We start from the raw sequence: 20157 nt of genomic DNA on the forward strand, positions 1-20157 counted from the left end.
CTGCCTCACAGCGCGGTCAGGTGGGGGAAGGGCTCGCGGCACGCCGTGCACCACAGCATCGACTGGCAACGGGACGGTCCGAACGGGCTGTGCGGCCGGGTGGCCCGCGAGCCGCAGTGCGGGCAGGGCACCCCGCCCAGCTCGACGGGGACCGGTCCTCGGGAGCCGGGGAGACGGGTGGGGCGATGCCGTTCGCGGCGAGTTTGCGCCGTCCCTCGGAGGTGATGCGGTCCGTCGTCCAGGGCGGGGAGAGGACCTGCCGTACACGGCCGTCGGGGTGGCCGCACGCGGTCAGGACCTCCCGGACCGCGGAGGTGATCGCGGGCAGTGCGGGGCAGCCCAGATAGGTGGGCGTGATCTCCACCTCCAGGACCCCGTCGGTGCCCGGGGCGACCGAGCCCACCACACCGAGGTCGCCCAGGCCGATCACCGGCAGCTCCGGATCCGGGATCGCCTCCACCCGCTCGCGCACATCCTGCACGGAGCGACGGAGCCTGGTCGGCTGCGGCCCGTTCACCAGGTTCCTCCGGGAAACTGCCGGTGCACCGACTGGAGTTCGTCGATCAGCGGGCCGAACTCCTCGGTGTGCAGACCTGAGCGGCCGCCCTTGGCCGACCAGGAGGCCGCCGGCACGGTGAGCCCCGCGTCGGTGACGACGTCGGAGACTCGCTGTTCCCACTCACCGCGCAGGGGGGCCGGTGAGGGCACCGTGCCGGAGGCGGCCAGCCGCCGCGACACGTCGTCCTCGTCGAACAGTTCACCGGTGTAGGGCCACACCCGCTCCAGGCCCCGCTGCATGCGGCGGGTGCTCTCCGGGGTGCCGCGTCCCAGCCGCCGGGTCCAGCGGTCCGCGTGCAGCCGGTGGAAGGCGACCTCCTTGGCGGCGCGGGCGCCGAAGGCGGCCAGTTCGGCGTCGGCGCAGCCCGCCAGCGCCTCGTAGTGGAGGACCGCGTAGTGCGTGTAGACCAGTTGCCGGGCCACGGTCACCGCGAAGTCCTCGTTGGGCAACTCGGTGAGCAGGGCGTTGGTGAACTGGCGCGCCGAGCGGGTGAAGGCGAGGTCGTCCTCGGTCCGGCCGGTCCCGTCGAGCTGTCCGCTGCGGGTGAGCAGGGTGCGGGCGTGACCGATCAGGTCCAGGGCGATGTTGGACAGCGCCAGGTCCTCCTCGATGGTCGGCGCACGTGTGATCCACTGACACAGGCGCTGCCCGAGGACGAGGGCGTCGTCGCCGAGGCGCAGCAGATGCGCGGCGAGATCGGCGTGGGCCGGGCGGGCAGGGTCGGCGTCGGTACGGGCGCCGGCGGCGCAGGAGGTGTCCTCGGCCGCCACCGGGGTCGCAGCGGCCGCGGCGGCGGCCGCCCAAGTGTCACTCGGCGTGGTCACCGTCGGGCCCTTTCTCGGTCAGCGGCGCGAAGTGCTCGGGATACCGGTACGGCTTGTGGTGGGCACCGGCGAAGTACGGGTCGCGTTCGTCCGGGGAGGCCGTGTGCACGGCGTCCGAGCGGACCACCCACAGCGACAGCGGATCGCCTCGGCGGGCGTACAGGTCACGCGCCATGGCCAGCGCCGCGTCCGGGTCGGCCGCGCGCACCGACCCCGCGTGCTGGTGGGCCAGGCCCCTACGGGCCCGCAGGAAGACCTCCCAGGACGCCGGTGCGCCCTCGCGGTCGCGGCTCATGTGTGCTCCTCCGTACGCTGCGGGGCGGCCACGCCGGACCGCGTCCCGTCCCTGCCGCCGGTTCCCGTCCGTTCCCCGGCGGCCGCTCCGGCCGGCGAGGCACCCGCGTCCGCGCGGGCGGCGTACGCGGCGGCCGCCTCCCGCACCCAGGCGCCGTCGTCGTGCGCGGCCCTGCGGTGCGCGATCCGCTGCCGCGCCCAGTGCGTGTCGTCGCCCAGCGCCTCGCGGTAGGTGTCCCAGTCGACGGGGGTGAAGTCGTAGTGGCCGCGCTCCTCGTTCCAGCGGATCGCCGGGTCGGGGAGCGTCAGGCCGAGGCGTTCGGCCTGCGGAACGCAACTGTCGACGAAGCGCTGGCGCAGTTCGTCGTTGGTGTGGCGTTTGATGCCCCAGGCCATCGCGCGGCGGGAGACCGCGGCGCCCAGCGCGGCCGTCCGCGCGTCGGCACCGCCCGCCTCGGTGTCGGGCGGCCCGAACATCAACGCCACGGCCGGCAGCCACCAGCGGTTCACCGCGTCCTGTGCCATCTCCTTCTGGTCCGGCGTCCCTTCGCACAGCGCGCGCATCAGGTCGTAGCCCTGCCGCACGTGGAAGGCCTCCTCCTGGCAGACGCGGCGCATCGCCCGCGCGTACGGCCCGTAGGAGGTGCGGCACAAGGGAGCCTGGTTGATGACGGCGGCGCCGTCGGTCAGCCACGCGATGGCCCCGGTGTCCGCCCAGGTCAGCGCCGGGTGGTTGAACGTCGCCGAGGCGCGCTGCTGTCCCTGGTGCAGGGCCTCCAGCAGGTCGGCGCGGTCCACGCCCAGCGTCTCGGCGGCCGAGTACAGGTACAGGCCGTGGCCGGCCTCGTCCTGGACCTTGGCGATGAGGACCGACTTGCGGTGCAGGGACGGTGCCCGGGTGAGCCAGGCGCCCTCCGGCTGCATGCCGATGATCTCGGAGTGGGCGTGCTGGGCGATCTGGCGGATCAGCATGCGACGGTATCCGTCGGGCATCCAGTCGCGTGTTTCGATCGTCGCGCCCTCGGCGATGAGCGCGTCGAAGTGCGCGAGCAGTTCGTCATGGGCCCCGGGTGCGGCTACCCGCTCGGCAGGCACGGCAGCCTGGTCCGCGGGTACGGCAGCGGTGGCCTGTGCGCTCACGCGGCACCACCGCCCGCACGAGCGGTCTGCGCCTCGGCGACGCGGCGTACCGGGCGCCCTCCCGCGGCCCGTACCGGTACCGGCTGCCTGGTCACTCGCCTCACTCCTCTCGCTCCTTCTCCGTCTGCGCCGTGCCGGAACACGGTCGTGCCGGAACACGTCTCCTCGTTGCGGTGAGAGCGTCTCTTCGTTGCGGTAAGAGGCCGGAGACGGGCCCCGGCTATCCCTGGCGCCCGCCGTCCGGGCGCGTGACAAAGCTCACGAGCCGGTCCAGGGAGTGGGGCCGACCGATTCCGCCTCTTGAGGGGTGACAGTCGAGTTCCGCACGGCGGTCGGCACGCCGAGGCGAAAGGGGAAACCATGAGCACCATCAGGGAGTTGCTGGTCGAACTCACCGGCACGATCGAGTACGCGGACAAGGTGGGCGACGACGACGACCTCGCCGCCAGCGGCATCGACTCCGGGGACCTGGTGCGTCTCGTCCTGCTCGTCGAGCAGCGGCTCGGCGTGGAGATCACCGCGGCGGACATGGAGAGGCTGCACACGATCGCCGACTACGAGCGCTTCGTCGCCGAGCACTCCGTCGCCGGTGCCACCGGCGGTGCGTGATGTGGCTGACACAGCTGCTGGAACGCAACCGTCAGTGCTTCCCCGACCGGACGGCTCTGGTGGACGAGCAACGCAGCGTCACCTGGGCCGAGTTCCACGACCGTACGGCCGAACTGGCACGGGGGCTGTCCGATCTGGGCATCGCCCGCGGTGACCGGGTCGCCGTGCTCTCCAAGGACCGCATCGAGGTCCTGGAGAGCTACTTCGCGCTCGCCCGGCTGGGCGCGCTGTTCGTGCCGCTGAACCACAGCCTGGCCGTGCCCGAGGTCACCGGCATCGTCGAACGGGTCGGGGCGGTGGCCGTCCTCGGCGAGTCGGAGCTGCTGGACCGGCACACCGAGCTACCGGAGTCGGTGCGGATCCGGCTGGCCTTCGACAAGCCCGCCTTCGAGACGCTGGGCACCCTGGCCGCCGAGCGGGACCTGCCCGCCGTGGCCGACACCGACCCGATCGCCGTACTGCACACGTCGGCGACCACCGGACAGGCCAAGGGCGTCACCGTCGACAGCGGGTCGTTCCGGGCCATCGCCCTGGGCTGGCTGGTCATGGCCCGGCCCACCGACGACATCGTCATGGTCAACTGCTGCCCGCTGTACCACGGCAGCATGGTCGTGTCCCTGACCTACCTGGCGGCCGGCGCGACGGTGGTGCTGATGCCCGGCTTCACCCCCCAGCGTGCGCTGGCCGCGGTGGAAGGGCACCGTGCCACCCACATGTGGATGGTGCCGCAGATGCTGCGCTTCATGTTGCAGGCCAAGGCGTCCCACGGCACCGATCTCTCCTCGCTGCGGGAGATCCTGTACGGCGCCGCCCCGATGCCGCTCGACGTGTACGCCGACGCCGTCCAGCGGCTCGGCTGCGGCTTCCGACAGGTGTACGGCATGACCGAGGTGGGCGGCCCGTTCGTCACTCTCGGCCCCGAGGAGCACCCCGCCCCCGGGGACGTCACCGCCCGCATCCCGTGCGGGAGGGTCGTACCGGGCATGTCCGCCCGTGCGGTGGACGAGGGCGGCCGGGACATGCCGTGCGGCGAGATCGGCGAGATCGTCGTGCGCGGGCCGGGCCTCATGCAGGGTTACTGGAACGACCCGGAGGCCACCCGCGAGATCACCCTCGACGGCTGGATCAGGACCGGCGACCTGGGGTTCGTGGACGAGCAGGGCCGCATCAGCCTCGTGGACCGCACGAAGGACGTCATCATCCGCGCGGGCCAGAACGTCTACCCGTCGGAGATCGAGCGCGCCCTGATGACCCACCCCGCTGTGCGGGACACCGCCGTCGTCGGGATGCCGGACGAGGACTACGGCGAGGTGCCGCTGGCGTACGTCGTCCTGGAGGCGGGCGCGGACGCGGGTACGGCGGAACTGCTGGCGCATGTCGCGGGGCTGCTCGCGCCGTACAAGCGGCCGCGACGCGTGGAGTTCATCGAGCAGGTGCCGCGCAATCCCGCAGGAAAGATCATCAAGAAGCTGCTGCGGGTCTGAGGGTGTGCGGAGCCGTCCGGAGCGGGGCGCGCTGACCGGGCGCCCCTCTGATACTGGTCCGCCGGGGTTGGTGGCGTTTCCGCACCGGCCCCGGCCGGTCGGGTTCCTCCGCCTGCCGTGGTGGGTGACCTTCCGACATCGGCCGTTCCGGTCCTCGCCCGGCGCCCGACAGCGAGACGTCGTACGGCCACGCAACCCGAGGCAGAGACGTCGTACGGCCACGCAACCCGAGGCAGAGACGTCGTAAGGCCGCGCACCCCGTGGCAGTCGCACGTCCGCAGACGTCCCGTCGGCCGACCTCGACCGGCTCGCCGATGAGGCCGAGCCCGGCGGCGGTCACTAGTGGTGCTGCTAAATCCCCCGCTCGGGACGGCTGCCGGTGTTTCCGCCCGGACGGGCGGCATGCATCTCGCACAGCGCGGGAATAGCCGTCGCCGTGGCCCGCATGCCGAGCCACGGCATCCCGCTCGGCTGCGCTCTGGAGCTGCGATCTGGGGTTCCGGCCACTCCCCCACCGTGCGGACGCCTGGTCCTGCGCGTGGACGAGGAGGGGCTCCTGCTCACCGGCTCCCGGCCGGTGGACGCGGCATGGTCGCTGACGGAGCTGTTCTCGGCCAAGGAAGCCGCGTGCCGTGTGGAAGGCCCTGGATCGGTCCGTAGCGGGTCATCGAGCGGCCGAGCCGTCGGTGACCCTGCGGGCCCTGCGGAAGTGCCCCTCCGGGGACGGCCTGCGTATTTGTCTGCCTCCGAAGCCGGCGCACGCCGTACGGGTACGCGTGGTGCCCTTCGGGACAGGAGTGCTCGGCTACGTCCTGGGGTGGGCCGACTCCGAGAGGTGACCACACGCCCCCGGCCCCCGGCGCACAGCGCCGGGGGCCGCAAGGTCGGTCCCGACAGTCATCGCTCCGTCGTACCGCGGTCCCGGTAGGAACGACGGGCCGCTTCGGCGGCCTTGTCGGTCTGGGCGTCGTACTTGTTCCCCGTCCGCCCGTCGACCGCTCGCTCGGCGCTCGTGACGCCCTTGTCCGCCTGGCCCGGGTGGCCCTTCGCCATGTCCTTGGCCTTCCTCGCCATGTCACCCAGCTTGCCCATGGGGCACCTCCCGCGATAGCGCGTGCGTCGTACCTGGCCGCGGGTACCCCGCTGGCCCGGGGCAAATCACCCGGAGCGCGCGGCCGGCTCCACCCCCACCGCGGCCGGGTCCGCCGCAACCGTCACACCCGGGCGTTCACCAGCGCCGCCATGTTCCCCGCCGGGTGGCGGTTGTCGTGGATGAGCTGGTGGGCCAGGCCGATCTCGTCGAAGTCGAAGGTGCGTGACAGGCAGGGGTCGACGACTCCCTGGTCGATCAGCCGGGTGATCTCCCGTGCCTCGCGGGCGCTGGCGACGTGCGAGCCCTGCAGTCGCTTCTGCCGCATCCACAGGAAGCGCAGGTCCACGTCACCGTTGTAGCCGGTGGTTCCGCCACAGATGACGACCATGCCTCCGTTGTCGCACAGGTACATCGACGTGGGGATGGTGTCGGCGCCCGAGTGCTCCAGCACGATGCGCGGGCTGCGGCGCTCGCCGAGCACCTCCCAGAAGCGCCGTCCGAAGGCGCGGGCGCCGGACAGCCAGCGGGCCATCGCGGCGTCGTCGGAGGTGTCCGGCAGCCGGCCCCAGTGGTCGAACTCCCGCCGGTCGATCCATCCCTTGGCGCCCAGCTTGAGGCAGAACTCGCCGCGTTCCTCGTTGGAGACGACGGCGACGGGGATGCCGCCGACGTGCCGGACCAACTGGATGGCGATGCAGCCCAGTCCGCCGGCGCCGCCCCAGATCAGCACCGGGTCGCCGGGGCGTACCGTGTGCGGCTCCCAGCCGAAGAGCTGGCGGTAGGCGGTGGCCGCGGTCGCCATGTAGCAGGCGGACTCCGCCCAGGAAAGGCGGGCCGGCTTGGGGTGGAGCATGTAGTCGTCGACAACCGCGAACTGGGCGAAGGAGCCGTAGTTCTCCTCGTAGCCCCACACCCGCTGGCTGGTGGAGACCACCGGGTCGGTGCCCAGGCGGATGTCCTCGGCCGACTCGTCCCACCGGGCGGCCAGGACGACCACCTCATCGCCCAGCCGTACCCCGCGCACGTCCTCGCCGACCGCCCACACGATCCCGGACAGGTCGGAGCCACCGATGTGGAAGTCCTCGGTGGCACCCGCCTTCTGGCGTGCGGTGATCACGTCGAGCGGCGAACCCAGCGCCGCCCATACGTTGTTGTAGTTGATGCCGGCGGCCATGACCTTCACCAGGACCTGGCCGCGGCCGACGGGTGGGACGTCGACCACCTCGGTACGGAAGGCGTCGACGGCCGGCCGTAGCGCTCGCGGCGGATGAGCGAGGCGTACATCTTCTTGGGGACGGTGCCGATCTCGGGCGCGTCGCCGAGCTCGTAGAGGTCCTGGGTCGCGGACACGCGGGGTCTCCTGAACGGTCGGGGCGTACTCGGTGGGTCGGGACTCGGGGCGGACGCCGCCCGGCGGCTCAGTCGTGGAGTCCGCGCAGGGCCTTGGCGACCACTCGCCGATCCGGGCGATCGGCTCGGGTTCGGTCATCTCGTAGTGGCCGCACGGCACTTGGTGGTCGTGCAGCGTGCCGTCGACGTGGGGCCGCCAGCTGTCGGCCTTGCCGGGCAGCACCGCCAGGTCCGTCGGGAAGTCCGTGGGATCCTCCCGGGCCGCGCTGAAGAACAGCACGTCCCCGCGGTAGACCCTGGGGGCGAACTGCGGTGCGATGCGCAGGTTGTTGCGCATGACGGTGGCGATGGCGGCCGCCTCGGCGCGCGTGACGGGCGAACTCGACGGGTCGGCCGCGAGGCCGGCGTCGACACGGTCCAGGACGGTGTCGACGTCCGGCGGCGTGGCCCCCGGTTCGACGGACAGACCGGTCACCCGCGACAGCAGAGCCGCCACCTGCCGTTCCGCCGCCTCGGGGTCGTACGTCGTGCCGTGCGGCTGCGGTGCGTCGAGCATGGCGAGGAGTTCGACCCGCTCGCCCCTCTCCTGGAGCGCGCAGGCCATGGCGTGCGCGACGAAGCCGCCGTAGGACCAGCCCAGCAGCCGGTACGGGCCGTGCGGCTGCACCTCCCGCACCAGGTCCAGATAGGCGTCGACCATGGCGGCGGCGTCCGGGGCGGGCGGCCGGGTGCCGTCGAGGCCGACCGCCTGGATGCCGTACACGGGCTGGCCGCCGCCGAGGTGGGGCAGCAGGCCCGTGTAGCGCCAGGACACGCCCGCACCGGGGTGGACGCAGAACAGGGGGGTGGCGGTGCCCTCCGCGCGCAGCGGCAGCAGCGGGCCGAGCGCGGTGGGGGCGCTCCCCTGCGTGTCCGGGGCCCGCTCGTCGGACGCGGCGAGGATTCCGGCCACCGTGGGCGCGGCCAGCAGTTCGGCCGCCGGTACGTCGAGGACGCCGGCCTGCTTGAGCCGGCCCGCCAGCAGCACGGCGCGCATCGAGTCGCCGCCCAGGTCGAAGAAGTTGTCGTGCACGCCGATGCCGCCGATGCCGAGGGTCTCCTCCCACACCCGGGTGACCGCCTGTTCGCGGTCGGAGCGCGGCGGCACGTGCTCGGTGGTCAGCCGGGGCCGTGCGGCGAGGGCCGGCCCCGCCCCCGCCTCCGCGGGGGCGTCGGGCGCGGCGGGGTCCGTGCGGGCGCCGGGGGCGTCGATCCAGTGACGGTGACGTTCGAAGGCGTACGGCGGCAGCGGGACCCGTCGGGCGGTGTCCGGCACCGGCGGGAGGGCGGTGTCCACGCCCGCGCTCCACAGCCGCCCCAGGGCCTCCGCGAGAACGAAGCCGTCGGAGGCCTCGGCCTTGGCGTGCCGCATGGTGGTCACCGTCACGGGCGTCTCGTCGGTGAGCCGCCCGGTGGCCAGCTTGGTCAGCGTGTCCCCCGGCCCGATCTCCACCAGCACGGGGTGCAGGCGGTCCCAGAGGGCGGTGATGCCGTCGGCGAACCGCACGGTGTTCCTGGTGTGGTCGATCCAGTGCCGCACGGAGGTGGCCTGGGCGTCGGTGACCCAGGTGCCGGTGACGTTGGTGACGTACGGGATCCGTGGCGGGCGCAGCGTGACCTGACGCAGGTGGGTCTCGAACGTCGGCAGGACCGGGTCCAGGACGTGGGAGTGGGCCGCGACGGGGATGCGCAGGCGGCGGAACGGGACGCCCCGGCGGGTGAGTTCGGCCTCGAAGCGGGTGACGGCGTCGAGGTGTCCGGCGACGGTGCAGGCGCTGGGGCCGTTCGCCGCGGCCAGGGACAGCTCGTCATCGAGCAGCGGCTCCACGTCCTCGGCCGGGGCGGCCACGCCGACGGTGGCGCCGCCCGCGGTGCTGATGAGCCGGATGCGTTCGGTGACCAGGGGCAGCATGTCCTCCAGGTCGAGGACCCCGGCCAGGCAGGCCGCCGTGTACTCGCCGAGCGAGTGGCCGATCAGCGCGTCCGGGCGCACGCCCTGTTCCATCAGGGTGCGGGCCAGGGCGTACTCGGTCACCACCAGGCCGAGGAACGCGGCGGTGTCGTCGGGCCGCTGTTCCTCGAACAGGGCGGCGCGGACGTCGGTGCCGAGCGCGGGGCGCAGGACGCGGGCGCACTCGTCGACGATGTCGCGGTAGACGCCGTGGTCGCGGTACAGCTCCGCTCCCATGCCGGGGTACTGGGTGCCGCCGCCCGGCAGCAGGAACGCCACGCGGGCGGGCTCGTCGGACGGCGGCGGGGTGCCCGGTGCGGCGGCGCGCAGGGCGTCGAGGGCCTCCTCGCGGGTGGCTGCGGTGACGGTGAGGCGGTGGCGCAGCGCGGGCCGGTCGGCGCGCAGGGAGTGCGCGACGTCGTCCAGGCGCAGTTCGGGCCGCCGCTCCAGGTGCCGGACGAGGGCGTCGGCCTGGCCGCGCAGGCGCCGGCGGTCCGCGCGGACAGTGGCAGCACCAGCCGGTGTCCGTCCTCGGGCGGCGCGGCGCGGGCGGGCGACGGGCGGGCCTCTTCCAGGATGACGTGGGCGTTGGTGCCGCCGATGCCGAAGGCACTGACGGCGCCCGGCGGGGGTGGTCGCCCGCGGGCCAGTCCTCCAGCGCGGTGGGCACGCGGAAGGGGCCGGAGGGGAAGTCGATGAGCGGGTTGGGCCGGTCGAAGTGCAGGCTCGGCGGGATCTGCCGGTGTTCCAGGGCCAGGACCGCCTTGATGAGCCCGGCGATGCCGGCGGCCGCGCCCAGGTGGCCGATGTTCGTCTTCACCGAGCCGAGCGCGCAGAACCCGGTCCGTTCCGTGCTCTGCCGGAACGCCTCGGTCAGTGCGGACACCTCGATCGGGTCGCCGAGCTTGGTGGCTGTGCCGTGCGCCTCGATCAGGCCGATGGTGCCGGCCTCGACCTCCGCCTGGGCCTGCGCGGCGAGGATGACCTCGGTCTGCCCGGCGGCGCTCGGGGCGCTGAAGCCGACCTTGCGGCGACCGTCGTTGTTGACGGCGCTGCCGCGGATGACGGCACGAATGCGGTCGCCGTCGGCGAGGGCGTCCTCGAGTCGCTTGAGCACGACGGCTCCCACGCCGTCGCCGGAGGAGGTGCCGGCGGCGTCCGCGGCGAAGGCGCGGCAGTGGCCGTCGGGCGAGAAGGGGCCGTCGGGCACGTGCCGGTAGCCCAGCGCGGCCGAGGGGTTGAGGGAGACGGCGGCGGCGAGCGCGGTGTCGCAGCGGTGGTCGAGCAGGTCCTGGCAGGCGGTGTGCACGGCGACGAGAGCGGTGGAGCAGGCCGTCTGCAGCGACACGCTCGGGCCGGTGAGGCCCAGCTCGTAGGAGACGCGGGTGGCGAGGGTGCCCAGGGAGTTGGCGGTGGCCGCGTGCACGAGCGCGACCGAGCCGGGCTGCCCGGCATGACGCGGATACACGTGTGCGGGGTAGTAGCGGCTGTCGCCGCTGCCCGCGTACACGCCGAACGCCTCGCCCGTACGGTCGCCACGGTCGCCGCCGAGGCAGCCGGCGTCCTCCAGGGCGTGGTAGGCCGTCTCCAGCAGCAGCCGCTGCTGCGGGTCGATCACGGCGGCCTCGGCGGGGCTGTAGCCGAAGAAGCCGGAGTCGAAGCGGTCCATGCCCTCGACGACGGAGGCCATGCGCACGTGTGAGGGGTCGTCGAGGTCGCGCGGGTCGCCGCCCGCGGCGAGGAACTCCTCGTCGGTGACGGGCCGTACGGACTCCCGGCCGGCCGCCAGGTTGTCCCAGAACGTGTCGAGGTCGTCGGCGCCGGGGAAGCGGCCCGCCATGCCGATGACGGCGACGGCGGGGGCCTCCTGCTCGTGTGGTTCGGTGATGTCAGGCAAGGCCTCGGTCCTTCCCGTGCCGTGCGGTACGGCGCGCGCGGGCCGCACGCTGCCGCTGTGCTTGTTCCTTGGCTCGGTCCAGGCCGGTGGGGGCGGCTTCGGCGGACCGTGGTGCTGCGGGGTCGGCGGTGCGCTGTTCCGCGGACTCGCGCTGGGGCGACGGCTTCCCGGCCCACCTGGTGCCGGTGCGCGTCGACAGGTGGCGGGCCAGGTCCCGCACGGTGGGGTGCGCGAACAGGTCGACGACCGAGAGGTCGGCGTCGAAGGCGCTGTTGACGGCGCCCTGGGCGGTGACCAGGAGCAGGGAGTTCCCGCCCAGGTCGAAGAAGTTCTCGTCCCGGCCCACCCGGTCGCGGCCCAGTACGACGCACCACACCTCGGCGAGCCGGCTCTCCAGCCGCCGCAGGTCCTCCCCCGCGTCCGCCTGGTCCCGGTCCTCGGTGGCGCCCGCAGAGCGCAGCGTCCAGTCGTCGCCCAGGCCGGCCGCGCCGGCACTGTCGGCCGCCGCACGGTACAGCGCGCCCAGGTCGGTGCCGTCCTCCAGGCCGACGTGCCCGGTCAGGCGCCGCACTTGACGGACCGGGGCCACGACGTGGCTGCGGACCCAGGGAGCGCTGCGGTCGGCACCGATCAGCAGATGCGGCTCGTCCAGGGCGCGGGCCAGGTCGTACGAGCGCAGGGCGGCGGGGGCGTCGAGCAGCCGGTAGCCGCGGGCCTCGGTGAGCGCGGTGAGCCGGTAGCCGCGGCTCATGCCGTGCTCGCGCCACATGCTCCAGGCCAGGGACTGCGCGGGCAGGCCCAGGCTCCGGCGGTGCAGGGCGAGGGCGTCCAGGTAGGCGTTGGCGGCGGCGTAGGCGGCGTTCATGGCACCGCCGAAATAGCCGTTCACCGAGGAGAAGGTGACGAAGGAGCCGACCGGGTGGTCCGCGGTGAGCCGGTGCAGTGTCCACGCACCGCGCGCCTTCGCCTCCAGCGCCCGGCGCCAGGTGGTGGCGTCCAGGTCGCCCACGGGGCGTTCGACGAGGGTCCCGGCCAGGTGCAGCACCGACGCCAGCGGCACGCCCCACGCCGCGGTGGCCGCGTCCACCGCGGCCCGCACCTGGCGTTCGTCGGTGACGTCGGCGCAGGCGTAGCGGACCTCACCCAGCTCGCGCAGCCGCCGGAGAGCCTCCCCGCGTGCCGATTCGGTTCCCTGGAGGTCCACTTCGGCCTGCGGTGTGCGGCCCACGATCAGCAGCCGCGTACCGGGCGTGCGCAGCAGGTGAGCCGCGACCTCGCTGCCGACGCCGCCCAGTCCCCCGGTGATCAGGGTGAATCCGTCGTGCGCGGGCGTCTCGGCGCGCGACGGTGTGTCGGGCAGGGCCGCGAGGCGGCGTACGTGACGACGTCCGTCGCGGTACGCCACCTCCGCGCCGTCCGCGGCGACCGTCGCCTCGGCCAGCAGGACGGGCAGCGGGTCCTCGCCGTCATCCGGCGCGAGGTCGAGGTGCGCCCCGCGCAGCCAGCCGAACTCCTCGCCCAGCGACTTGAGCAGGGCGCCCGCCATGGCCCGCGCCGGGCAGGGACGGTCCCCGGGACGGACCGCCTGGGCACCCGCCGTGACGTACACCAGATCGACGGAGTGCTGCCGGCCGGGCCGGGCGGCGAGGGCGCGTGCGAACACGAGCAGCCGCTCCGTGCCGGTCGTGTCGTACGGCGCCTCCTCCGGCGAGCCGGTGTCACGCAGCCCGTCGAGGTGCAGGACCGCGTCGACCGGGCGCTGGTCGCGCTCCACCTGTCGTAGCAGCTCGGTGTGGTCGGCTTCCTCCGCGGGCCGGACGCGGTAGTGGGCGGCACCGAGTCGGGCGTACGCCGTCCCGTCGTCGACCACCGTGCACAGACCGCCGCCGGATCGCAGCGCGTCGGCGAGCCGGTCGGCGAGCCGCTGAACGCGGGGGTCGCCGCCGGTGAGTACGAGGGTGTGCCGGCCGGCGTGCGTGGTGCGGGGACCGGGGCGTTCCGCCGGCTGCCACACCGGGCGCAGGAACCAGTCGGGCACGGTGGCGGCGGTGCCCAGCAGCAGCTGTGCCCTGCGGACCTCGTCGTCGAAGGCGCCCGCCTCGAAGTTCTTGCGCAGTCTGGTGCGCTGGATCTTGCCGATCTCGGTCTTGGGGATGGCGTCCGGCTCGACCGGGACGAGGAAGGCGGGGCTGACGCCGATCTCCCGGGTGACCTTGCCCGCGATGTCGCGCAGGGAGTCGGCCGTGTTCCGTGCGACGGCCTGCGGGGTGAGGTGGAAGAAGAGGGCCAGTTCGTCGGTGGGCGAGAGGGGATCGGAGCGCACCGCGACAGCGGCGGTGAAACTGCGCTCCACGTGCGGCAGTTCCTCCACGCAGGCTTCGATCTCGTGGCTGTAGTGGTTGACGCCGTTGACGATGATGACGTCCTTGGCGCGGCCGGTGATGTACAGCTCGCCGTCGCGCAGGAAGGCCAGGTCCCCGGTGTCGAACCAGCCGTCCTCGGTGAACGCCTCGGCGTTGGCGCCCGGGTTGTCGTGGTAGCCGCCGGTCACCGAGGTGCCGCGCACCTGGAACCGGCCCGCCTGGCCCTCGTCGAGGACGGTGCCATGCTCGTCGACGATCCGCATGGCGAAGCCGGGGTAGGGACGGCCGCAGCTGACGAACGTGCCCTCCTTCCCGTCGGGTTGGCCGGGCAGGACCGCGTCGGTGACCACCGAGCAGGTCTCGGACATGCCCCAGCCGGGGTGCATCACGTCCTGCGGCAGGCCGAAGGGCTCGAGGGTGTGCAGGAACCGGCGGGCGGCCGACGCCACGACGACCTCGCCGGCGTTCATCACCAGCCGCATCGGCGACAGGTCCCAGGCGCGGTCCGTGAAGCGGTGGGATTCCTCGGCGAGGAGTCCGAAGGCGAAGTTGGGCGCCCAGGTGACGGTGACCCGGTGCCGGTCGGCCAGGTCCATCCAACGCAGCGGATCCTGGAGGATCCAGGATGTCGGAGCGTGGATCTGGCGGCAGCCCAGGTACACGTCCCGCAGGTGGAACATCACCACGCCGGTGACGTGGTCCAGCGGAATCCAGTTCAGCGAGACGTCGTCGGCGTCCAGCCCGTTCATCTGCTCGGTGGCCGCGGAGCGGGTCAGCACGTTGCGGTGGGTCAGCCGCACCGCCTTGGGCAGCCCCGTGCTGCCGGACGTCATCAACATCAGGATGAGGTCGTCCGGCTGGGCGGGGTGCCAGTCGCGGTCCTCCGGGGCCTCGCGCAGGGCGTCGGCCGTGGTCAGCCGCACCCCGGGCCACTCCTGCCGGGCGGCCACGTCACGCAGCCCGGCCTCGCGGGCGGCGGAACACACGATCCAGGGCCGGCCCAGCATCCGCCAGATGCCCTCCAGCTTCGTGAGCGCCGCCGAGGGCGTGTCGTAGGAGGCGGGGACGGTCAGCGGGACGGCGACGAAGCCCCCGAGGATGCAGCCCCACAGCACGGCGAGGAAGTCCTCACTCACATCGCACTGGAGGATGACCTGGTCGCCGGGGCGCAGGCCCGCCCGCCGCAGACCCGCCAGCACCCGGGACGCCTCGGGGATCAGGGAGGCGTAACCACGCCGGTGTTCACTGCCGTCGGCGTGCACGTGGACGATGTCGCCCCGGTCCAGCTCCGCCGCGCGTCGCAGGGCGTGTGCCCAGCCGGAAACGGACGGTTCGTCGAGTTCGGGTCCCTCGCTGAGCGCCGGGACGGCGGACATCTGGGCCGCGCTCCCGATGCTGTCGGCCGAGGCGGGCTCCGGCATCCGGTCGGGCAGGCCCGCGTGGCGCGCCCGAGCTCCTCGGGGGTGTTCTCCACCGACACCTCGGCGGCGGTGACGCCGGGGACACGGGCCAGCCGTTCCTGCCACGCTCGGGCCGCGGTGCGGTCGACGGCGGGCAGGGCTCGTAGCGCCTCGGTGTCGACGGTGCCGTCGGGGCCGAGGGGCAGCGCGTTGACCGCCGTGACGCGGACCGTGCCGTGGCCCGCGCGGTCCAGGACGTCCTCGACGCGTTCCGCGGCGTCCGCCCGTCCGGGCACCACGTACAGGCACGGTGGCTCGTCGTCGGCGCCGGCAAGGGCGCGGGCGTCGCGGACGCCGGGCACGGACAGCGCCGCGTCCTCCAGCTCCGCGGTGTCGGCCGCCACCGGGGCGGGGGTGCGCTCGGGGGACCGCGGGCAGCTGCCCGACGCGGACCGCGGGCTCGGCGCTCACCGTGCGCAGGACGTCGTGCAGGGCCTGGGCGAACGCCTCGGCCGTGCCGGCGTCGTACAGGTCCGTGGCGTACTCGACGTGCAGCGCGAGGCCGTCGGGGGCACCGTCGGGAGTGCGGCGCTCCAGCACGTCCACGAACAGGTCGAACTTGGCGGTGCCGGTGGCGGTCGGCCTCAGCTCGGCTCGTCGGCCGTCGAGTTCGAGTACGGCGGGTTCGTTGTTCTGGAGGGCCAGCATCACCTGGAACAGGGGGTGCCGCCCGGCCCTGCGGGGCGGGTTGAGTTCCTCCACCAGCCGGTCGAAGGGCAGGTCCTGGTGGTCCAGTGCGGCCAGGTCGGCCGTGCGCAGCCGGGCGACGAGGTCACGGAAGGCGGGGTCGCCGGACGTGTCGGCCCGCAGGACCAGGGTGTTGGTGATCAGGCCGACGAGGTGGTCGAGGGCGGGTTCGGTACGGCCCGCGACCGGGGTGCCGAGGACGATGTCCTCGCCGGCGCCGCAGCGCGTGAGCAGGGCGCTGACGGCGGCGTGCAGCACCATGAACAGGCTGGCGTTCTCGCGGTCGGCGAGGCTCAGCAGGTCACGGTGCACAGCGGCGTCCACGACGGTCTCCACGTGCGCGCCGCCACCGCGCGGCGCGGCGGGACGCGGCCGGTCGCCCGGCAGGGTGCACTCCTCGGGCAGACCGTCCAGCGCGCTGCGCCAGTGGGCGGTGAGCCGCTCCAGTCGGCCCGTGCCGTCCGGATCGGGCGCCAGCAGGGCACGCTGCCACAGCGCGTAGTCGGCGTACTGCACCGGCAGCGGGGTCCACTGGGGCGCCCGGCCCGCGCGGCGGGCCGCGTACGCGGTGCTCAGGTCGTCGGCGAAGGGCCGCAGCGACCAGCCGTCGGCGGCGCTGTGGTGCAGCACGAGCAGCAGGGCCCGGTCGGTGCCGGTACCCAGCAGCCAGGCGGCCAGGGGGCTCTGCGTGGTCAGGTCGAAGCGGTGCCGCAGTGCGGCGGTGACATGGGCGGCCGTCTCGGCGGCGGGGCAGTCGACCCGGCGCAGTTGCGGCCGCAGTTCGCCGGGGGACACGATCCGCTGGTAGGGCACGCCGTCGTGCTCGGCGACCACCGTCCGCAGGCTCTCGTGGCGGTCGGCCAGATCGCCGAGGGCCACCTCCAGGGCCTCGGCGTCGAGGTCGGCGTCCAGCGCGACGAGGAGCGGGATGTTGTAGGTGGCCGCTCCGTCGTCGAGCCGGTTGAGGAACCACATGCGTTCCTGGGCGAAGGACAGCGGTACGCGCTCCGGGCGTACCGCGTCACCGAGGGCGGGCCGTGGCAGGGCGGCCCCGGACCGCGCGGCCAGCCGGTGGGCGAGGGCGGCCGGTGTCGGCGTCTCGAACAGGGCCGTGATGGGGATCTCGGCGCCCGTCTCGTGCCGCAGGCGGGCCAGCAGGCGGGTGGCGAGCAGGGAGTCGCCGCCGAGGTCGAAGAAGTTGGCGTCGATGCCCACGGTGTCCTGGGGCAGCTTCAGCACGTCCTCGAACAGCGCGCAGAGGACGGCCTGTCGCGGTGTCTCGGGGCGCGTGCCGCAGGCCTCGGCGGCGAAGTCCGGGACGGGCAGCGCCTGCACGTCGAGCTTGCCGTTGGCGGTGAGCGGCAGGGCGTCCACGGGGACGCAGGCGGCCGGGACCATGTGCTCGGGCAGGTGGGCGGCGACGTGGGCGCGCAGTTCGGCGGGGTTCGCCGGACCGTCACCCGCCGCCACCGTGTAGGCGACGAGTTGCCGGGTGCCGCTGTCGGCGCGGCGGACCACGACGGCGGCCCGGACGACGCGCGGGTGGGCGGCGAGGACGGCCTCGATCTCACCCGGCTCGACGCGGAAGCCGCGGAGCTGGACCTGCGCGTCCGCCCGGCCGAGGTAGTCGAGGGTGCCGTCGGGGCGGCGCCGCGCCAGGTCGCCCGAGCGGTACATGCGGGTTCCGGGCGGGCCGTAGGGGTCGTCGAGGAAGCGTTCGGCCGTCAGCTCGGGCCGGTTCAGGTAGCCGGTGGCCACGCCGGCGCCGGAGACGTACATCTCGCCGGTCGCGCCGGGCGGCACCGGGCGCCCCGCGGGATCCAGCAGGTGGACGCGCAGATCGGCGAGCGGGGTGCCGATCACGCTGCCGCGGCGCGGGTCGTCCAGGTCGGCGCGGGTGACACGGTGGTGGGTGACGTGCACGGTGGTCTCGGTGATGCCGTACATGTTCACCAGCACCGGGTGGTCCAGTCCGTGCCGGTCGGCCCAGAGGCGCAGTCGGGCCGGACGCAGGGCCTCGCCGCCGAAGACGACGTAACGCAACGCCCCCGTGCCGCCGTCCCGTTCGAGGTCGGCGTCGATCAGCTGCTCGAACGCGGACGGCGTCTGGTTGAGGACGGTCACGCCCTCGCGGTGCAGCAGCTCCAGGAACTCGCCGGGCGAGCGGCTCACGGCGTACGGGACGACGACGACCCGGCCGCCGTGCAGCAGGGCACCCCAGATCTCCCAGACCGAGAAGTCGAAGGCGTAGGAGTGGAACGAGGTCCACACGTCGTCCGCGTCGAAGTCGAAGTGCTCGGCCGCGGCTGCGAACAGCCGGACGACGTTGGCGTGCGGAACGGGCACGCCCTTGGGGCGGCCGGTGGAGCCGGAGGTGTGGATGATGTACGCGGTGTCGGACGGGCTCGTCGGCCCGTGCCGGTCGGAGTCGGTGAGGTCCGCGGCGGATCGGCGGCCGAGGTCCGCCGCGACCTCCGGGTCGTCCAGGACAACGGTGGGCACCGCGTCCCCTGCCAGGTGGGTGTGAGCGTGCTCGGTGACCAGGGCGACAGGGGCCGCGTCCTCGACGACCAGCCGCAGCCGCTCGGCCGGATGACCGGGGTCCAGGGGAAGGTAGGCCGCTCCCGTCTTGAGGACGGCCAGCAGCGCCGGCAGCAGCCGGGGGCCACGCTCCAGGGCCAGCGCCACCACGCGCCCCGGGCCCGCGCCGCGTTCGGCCAGCAGCCGGGCCAGTCGGTTGGCCTCGGTGTTCAGCTCGGCGTACGTGAGGTGTCCGTCCCCGCAGGTGACGGCGGTCCGCTCGGGCACGGACGCCGCCTGCTCCTCGAACAGTTCCGTGAGGGTCCGCTCGACGGGATACGTGCGTGCAGGGGTGTCGCGGGGGTGTTCGCCCGGCAGCAGGATGTCCAGGTCCCGCAGCGGGGTGGCCGGCTCGGCCTCGGCCAGTGCGCGCAGCACCGTGAGGAACCGGTCGCGGTGCAGGGCGAGTTCGTCCTCCTCGTACAGGGCTGGATTGGCGTCGAGGGCCAGCCACATGCCGCCGGCCCGCGCTCCGGGCCGTACGGAGATCTGCAGGTCGTCGACGGCGCCGCCGGACAGGTGGTGCCAGGTGGTGGGGTGGCCGCCGAAGACCGGGGACTCGTCGAACGGGACGATGTTCAGAACCGGCCCGTACAGCCGGCGTCCGGTGCCCAGCAGGCCCAGGTCGCGGCGCAGGAACTCGCCGCGGTACTGCTGGTGCCGGCGCAAAGCCTTCAGTTCGTCCGCGACGGCGCGCACCAGCTCCGCGACGGGCGTGTCCGGGGCGGCGGCCACGCGCAGCGGAAGGATGTCGGAGGCGGTGCCGGGGGTGCGCAGGGCGGCGCTGCCGAGCCGGCTCATCGTCGCCATACCGAGCACCAGGTCCTCCGCACCGGTCATCCGGTGCAGGTACGCGGCGGTGGCGGTGGTCAGCAGGTCGGTGCGTGAGACGCCGAGACGTGCCGCGGCCGCGTCGAGGGCGTCGGCCTCGGCGGGCTCCAGCTCGGCGGTGCGGCGCAGGAAGGGGGCGGCGGGGGCGGCCGTCCGGGAGGTGAGCCGGGCGGGTTCGGGGAGCCCTGCCAGGCGCTGCGCCCAGTGGGCGCGGTCGCGGACGTACCGCCCGGAGCCGCGGTAGGCCTCCTCCTCCGCCTGGAGCCGGCTCACCGGCGCGAAACCGGCGGGGTCCGGGTCGCGCCCCTCGGCCAGCGCGTTGTACGTCTCCGCCAGGCGCCGCCCCAGGAGCTTGTAGCTGTAGCCGTCCAGCAGGATGTGATGGGCCCTCAGCAGCCAGATGAGGCGGTCGGGAGCCAGGGTCAGCAGGGTGTGCGAGAACAGCGGGCCCTTCTCCGTGTCCACGGGGGCCGCGAGGTCCGTGCGGATGAAGGCCCACGCGGCGGCCTCGGGATCCGCGGCGCCGCTGACGTCGACCCGGTGCAGGCTCCAGTCGTCCGGGTCCGGAGCGGGATGACACCGGGGGCCGTCGTCGGTGTCGACGAAACGCAGGGCGAAGGTGTCGGCCTCACCGACGGTGCGCCGCAGCGCGGCCTCGAACAGGCCGGTGTCGACAGGCCCGTGGATCTCCACCGCTTCCGCGGTGTTGTACGCGGCGCTGTCCGGTGCCAGCCGCCCGGCGTACCACAGGCCCTCCTGGGCCCCGGACAGCGGTCGACGTTCGTCCTCCTGCAGTGACATAGCACAACCCTCACGTGACAAGCCGTAATGTCCCGGACGGTGAAGGCCCGGCCGGATCGGACGGGTGCGGCCACCGCTCCGTGCCGCCCTCGCGTGTGTACTCGCCGGGCCGGCCCACAGGGCGGGAAAAGGGGAGGTCGCACACCACGGGCGGGGGATGGCTATCGCCCAGCCCTGGATTCACAGGACCTCACG

The 20157-nt window shown here is 73.8% G+C and carries 6 protein-coding genes and 6 pseudogenes; 2 read left to right on the forward strand and 10 right to left on the reverse strand.

Going from position 1 to position 20157, the window contains the following annotated elements; all coding sequences use genetic code 11:
• Positions 1–5: 5 nt before the first annotated feature.
• The 4 genes and pseudogenes from paaD to paaA form a co-directional block, all read right to left on the reverse strand.
• A pseudogene (paaD, locus tag BM536_RS01025) lies at positions 6–481 on the reverse strand (1,2-phenylacetyl-CoA epoxidase subunit PaaD).
• 32 nt (positions 482–513) lie between these two features.
• Positions 514–1329 carry a 1,2-phenylacetyl-CoA epoxidase subunit PaaC gene (gene paaC / locus BM536_RS01030; RefSeq protein ID WP_211362802.1) on the reverse strand — a complete coding sequence of 272 codons (816 nt, stop codon included), beginning with the start codon at positions 1327–1329 and terminating at the stop codon, positions 514–516.
• Positions 1330–1366: 37 nt separating this feature from the next.
• Positions 1367–1678, reverse strand: coding sequence for a 1,2-phenylacetyl-CoA epoxidase subunit PaaB (gene paaB / locus BM536_RS01035; protein WP_073497933.1), 312 nt, complete (start codon positions 1676–1678; stop codon positions 1367–1369).
• Positions 1675–2772: a 1,2-phenylacetyl-CoA epoxidase subunit PaaA gene (gene paaA / locus BM536_RS01040; protein ID WP_245873222.1), complete on the reverse strand. Its 1098-nt coding sequence runs from the start codon at positions 2770–2772 to the stop codon at positions 1675–1677. Before paaA ends, paaB begins: the two co-directional genes overlap by 4 nt.
• A gap of 405 nt (positions 2773–3177) precedes the next feature.
• Between paaA and BM536_RS01045 the strand changes: the two genes are divergently transcribed.
• Positions 3178–3426 (forward strand): acyl carrier protein, encoded by a 249-nt coding sequence (locus tag BM536_RS01045; RefSeq protein ID WP_073497931.1) that lies wholly within the window; start codon positions 3178–3180, stop codon positions 3424–3426.
• Complete coding sequence (locus tag BM536_RS01050) at positions 3426–4910, forward strand: class I adenylate-forming enzyme family protein (protein ID WP_073497929.1); 1485 nt, start codon at positions 3426–3428, stop codon at positions 4908–4910. The genes BM536_RS01045 and BM536_RS01050 overlap by 1 nt, the downstream gene beginning before the upstream one ends.
• A gap of 897 nt (positions 4911–5807) precedes the next feature.
• Here the strand turns inward: BM536_RS01050 and BM536_RS01055 are convergent.
• The 6 genes and pseudogenes from BM536_RS01055 to BM536_RS01070 all read right to left on the reverse strand — a co-directional run bounded on the left by BM536_RS01055 (position 5808) and on the right by BM536_RS01070 (position 19962).
• Complete coding sequence (locus tag BM536_RS01055) at positions 5808–6002, reverse strand: antitoxin (RefSeq protein ID WP_073497927.1); 195 nt, start codon at positions 6000–6002, stop codon at positions 5808–5810.
• 122 nt (positions 6003–6124) lie between these two features.
• Positions 6125–7353: pseudogene (gene ccrA, locus BM536_RS01060) on the reverse strand (crotonyl-CoA carboxylase/reductase).
• A 178-nt stretch (positions 7354–7531) separates the two neighbouring features.
• Positions 7532–9826: pseudogene (locus BM536_RS42145) on the reverse strand (alpha/beta fold hydrolase); the annotation flags it as partial.
• A gap of 53 nt (positions 9827–9879) precedes the next feature.
• Positions 9880–10179: pseudogene (locus BM536_RS44195) on the reverse strand (hypothetical protein); the annotation flags it as partial.
• A pseudogene (locus BM536_RS42155) lies at positions 10119–11183 on the reverse strand (beta-ketoacyl [acyl carrier protein] synthase domain-containing protein); the annotation flags it as partial. The pseudogenes BM536_RS42155 and BM536_RS44195, both read right to left, overlap by 61 nt.
• A 49-nt stretch (positions 11184–11232) precedes the next feature.
• A pseudogene (locus tag BM536_RS01070) lies at positions 11233–19962 on the reverse strand (amino acid adenylation domain-containing protein).
• Positions 19963–20157: the final 195 nt, after the last annotated feature.

The sequence above is a fragment of the Streptomyces phaeoluteigriseus genome, from assembly GCF_001896135.2.
Classification (GTDB): domain Bacteria; phylum Actinomycetota; class Actinomycetes; order Streptomycetales; family Streptomycetaceae; genus Streptomyces; species Streptomyces phaeoluteigriseus.

What these genes read in the sequence shown, in the direction of transcription:
- BM536_RS01045 (WP_073497931.1), top strand. Translation starts at nt 3,178, where the DNA reads ATGAGCACCATCAGGGAGTTGCTGGTCGAACTCACCGGCACGATCGAG.
- BM536_RS01055 (WP_073497927.1), bottom strand. Translation starts at nt 6,002, where the DNA reads ATGGGCAAGCTGGGTGACATGGCGAGGAAGGCCAAGGACATGGCGAAG.
- BM536_RS01050 (WP_073497929.1), top strand. Translation starts at nt 3,426, where the DNA reads ATGTGGCTGACACAGCTGCTGGAACGCAACCGTCAGTGCTTCCCCGAC.
- paaB (WP_073497933.1), bottom strand. Translation starts at nt 1,678, where the DNA reads ATGAGCCGCGACCGCGAGGGCGCACCGGCGTCCTGGGAGGTCTTCCTG.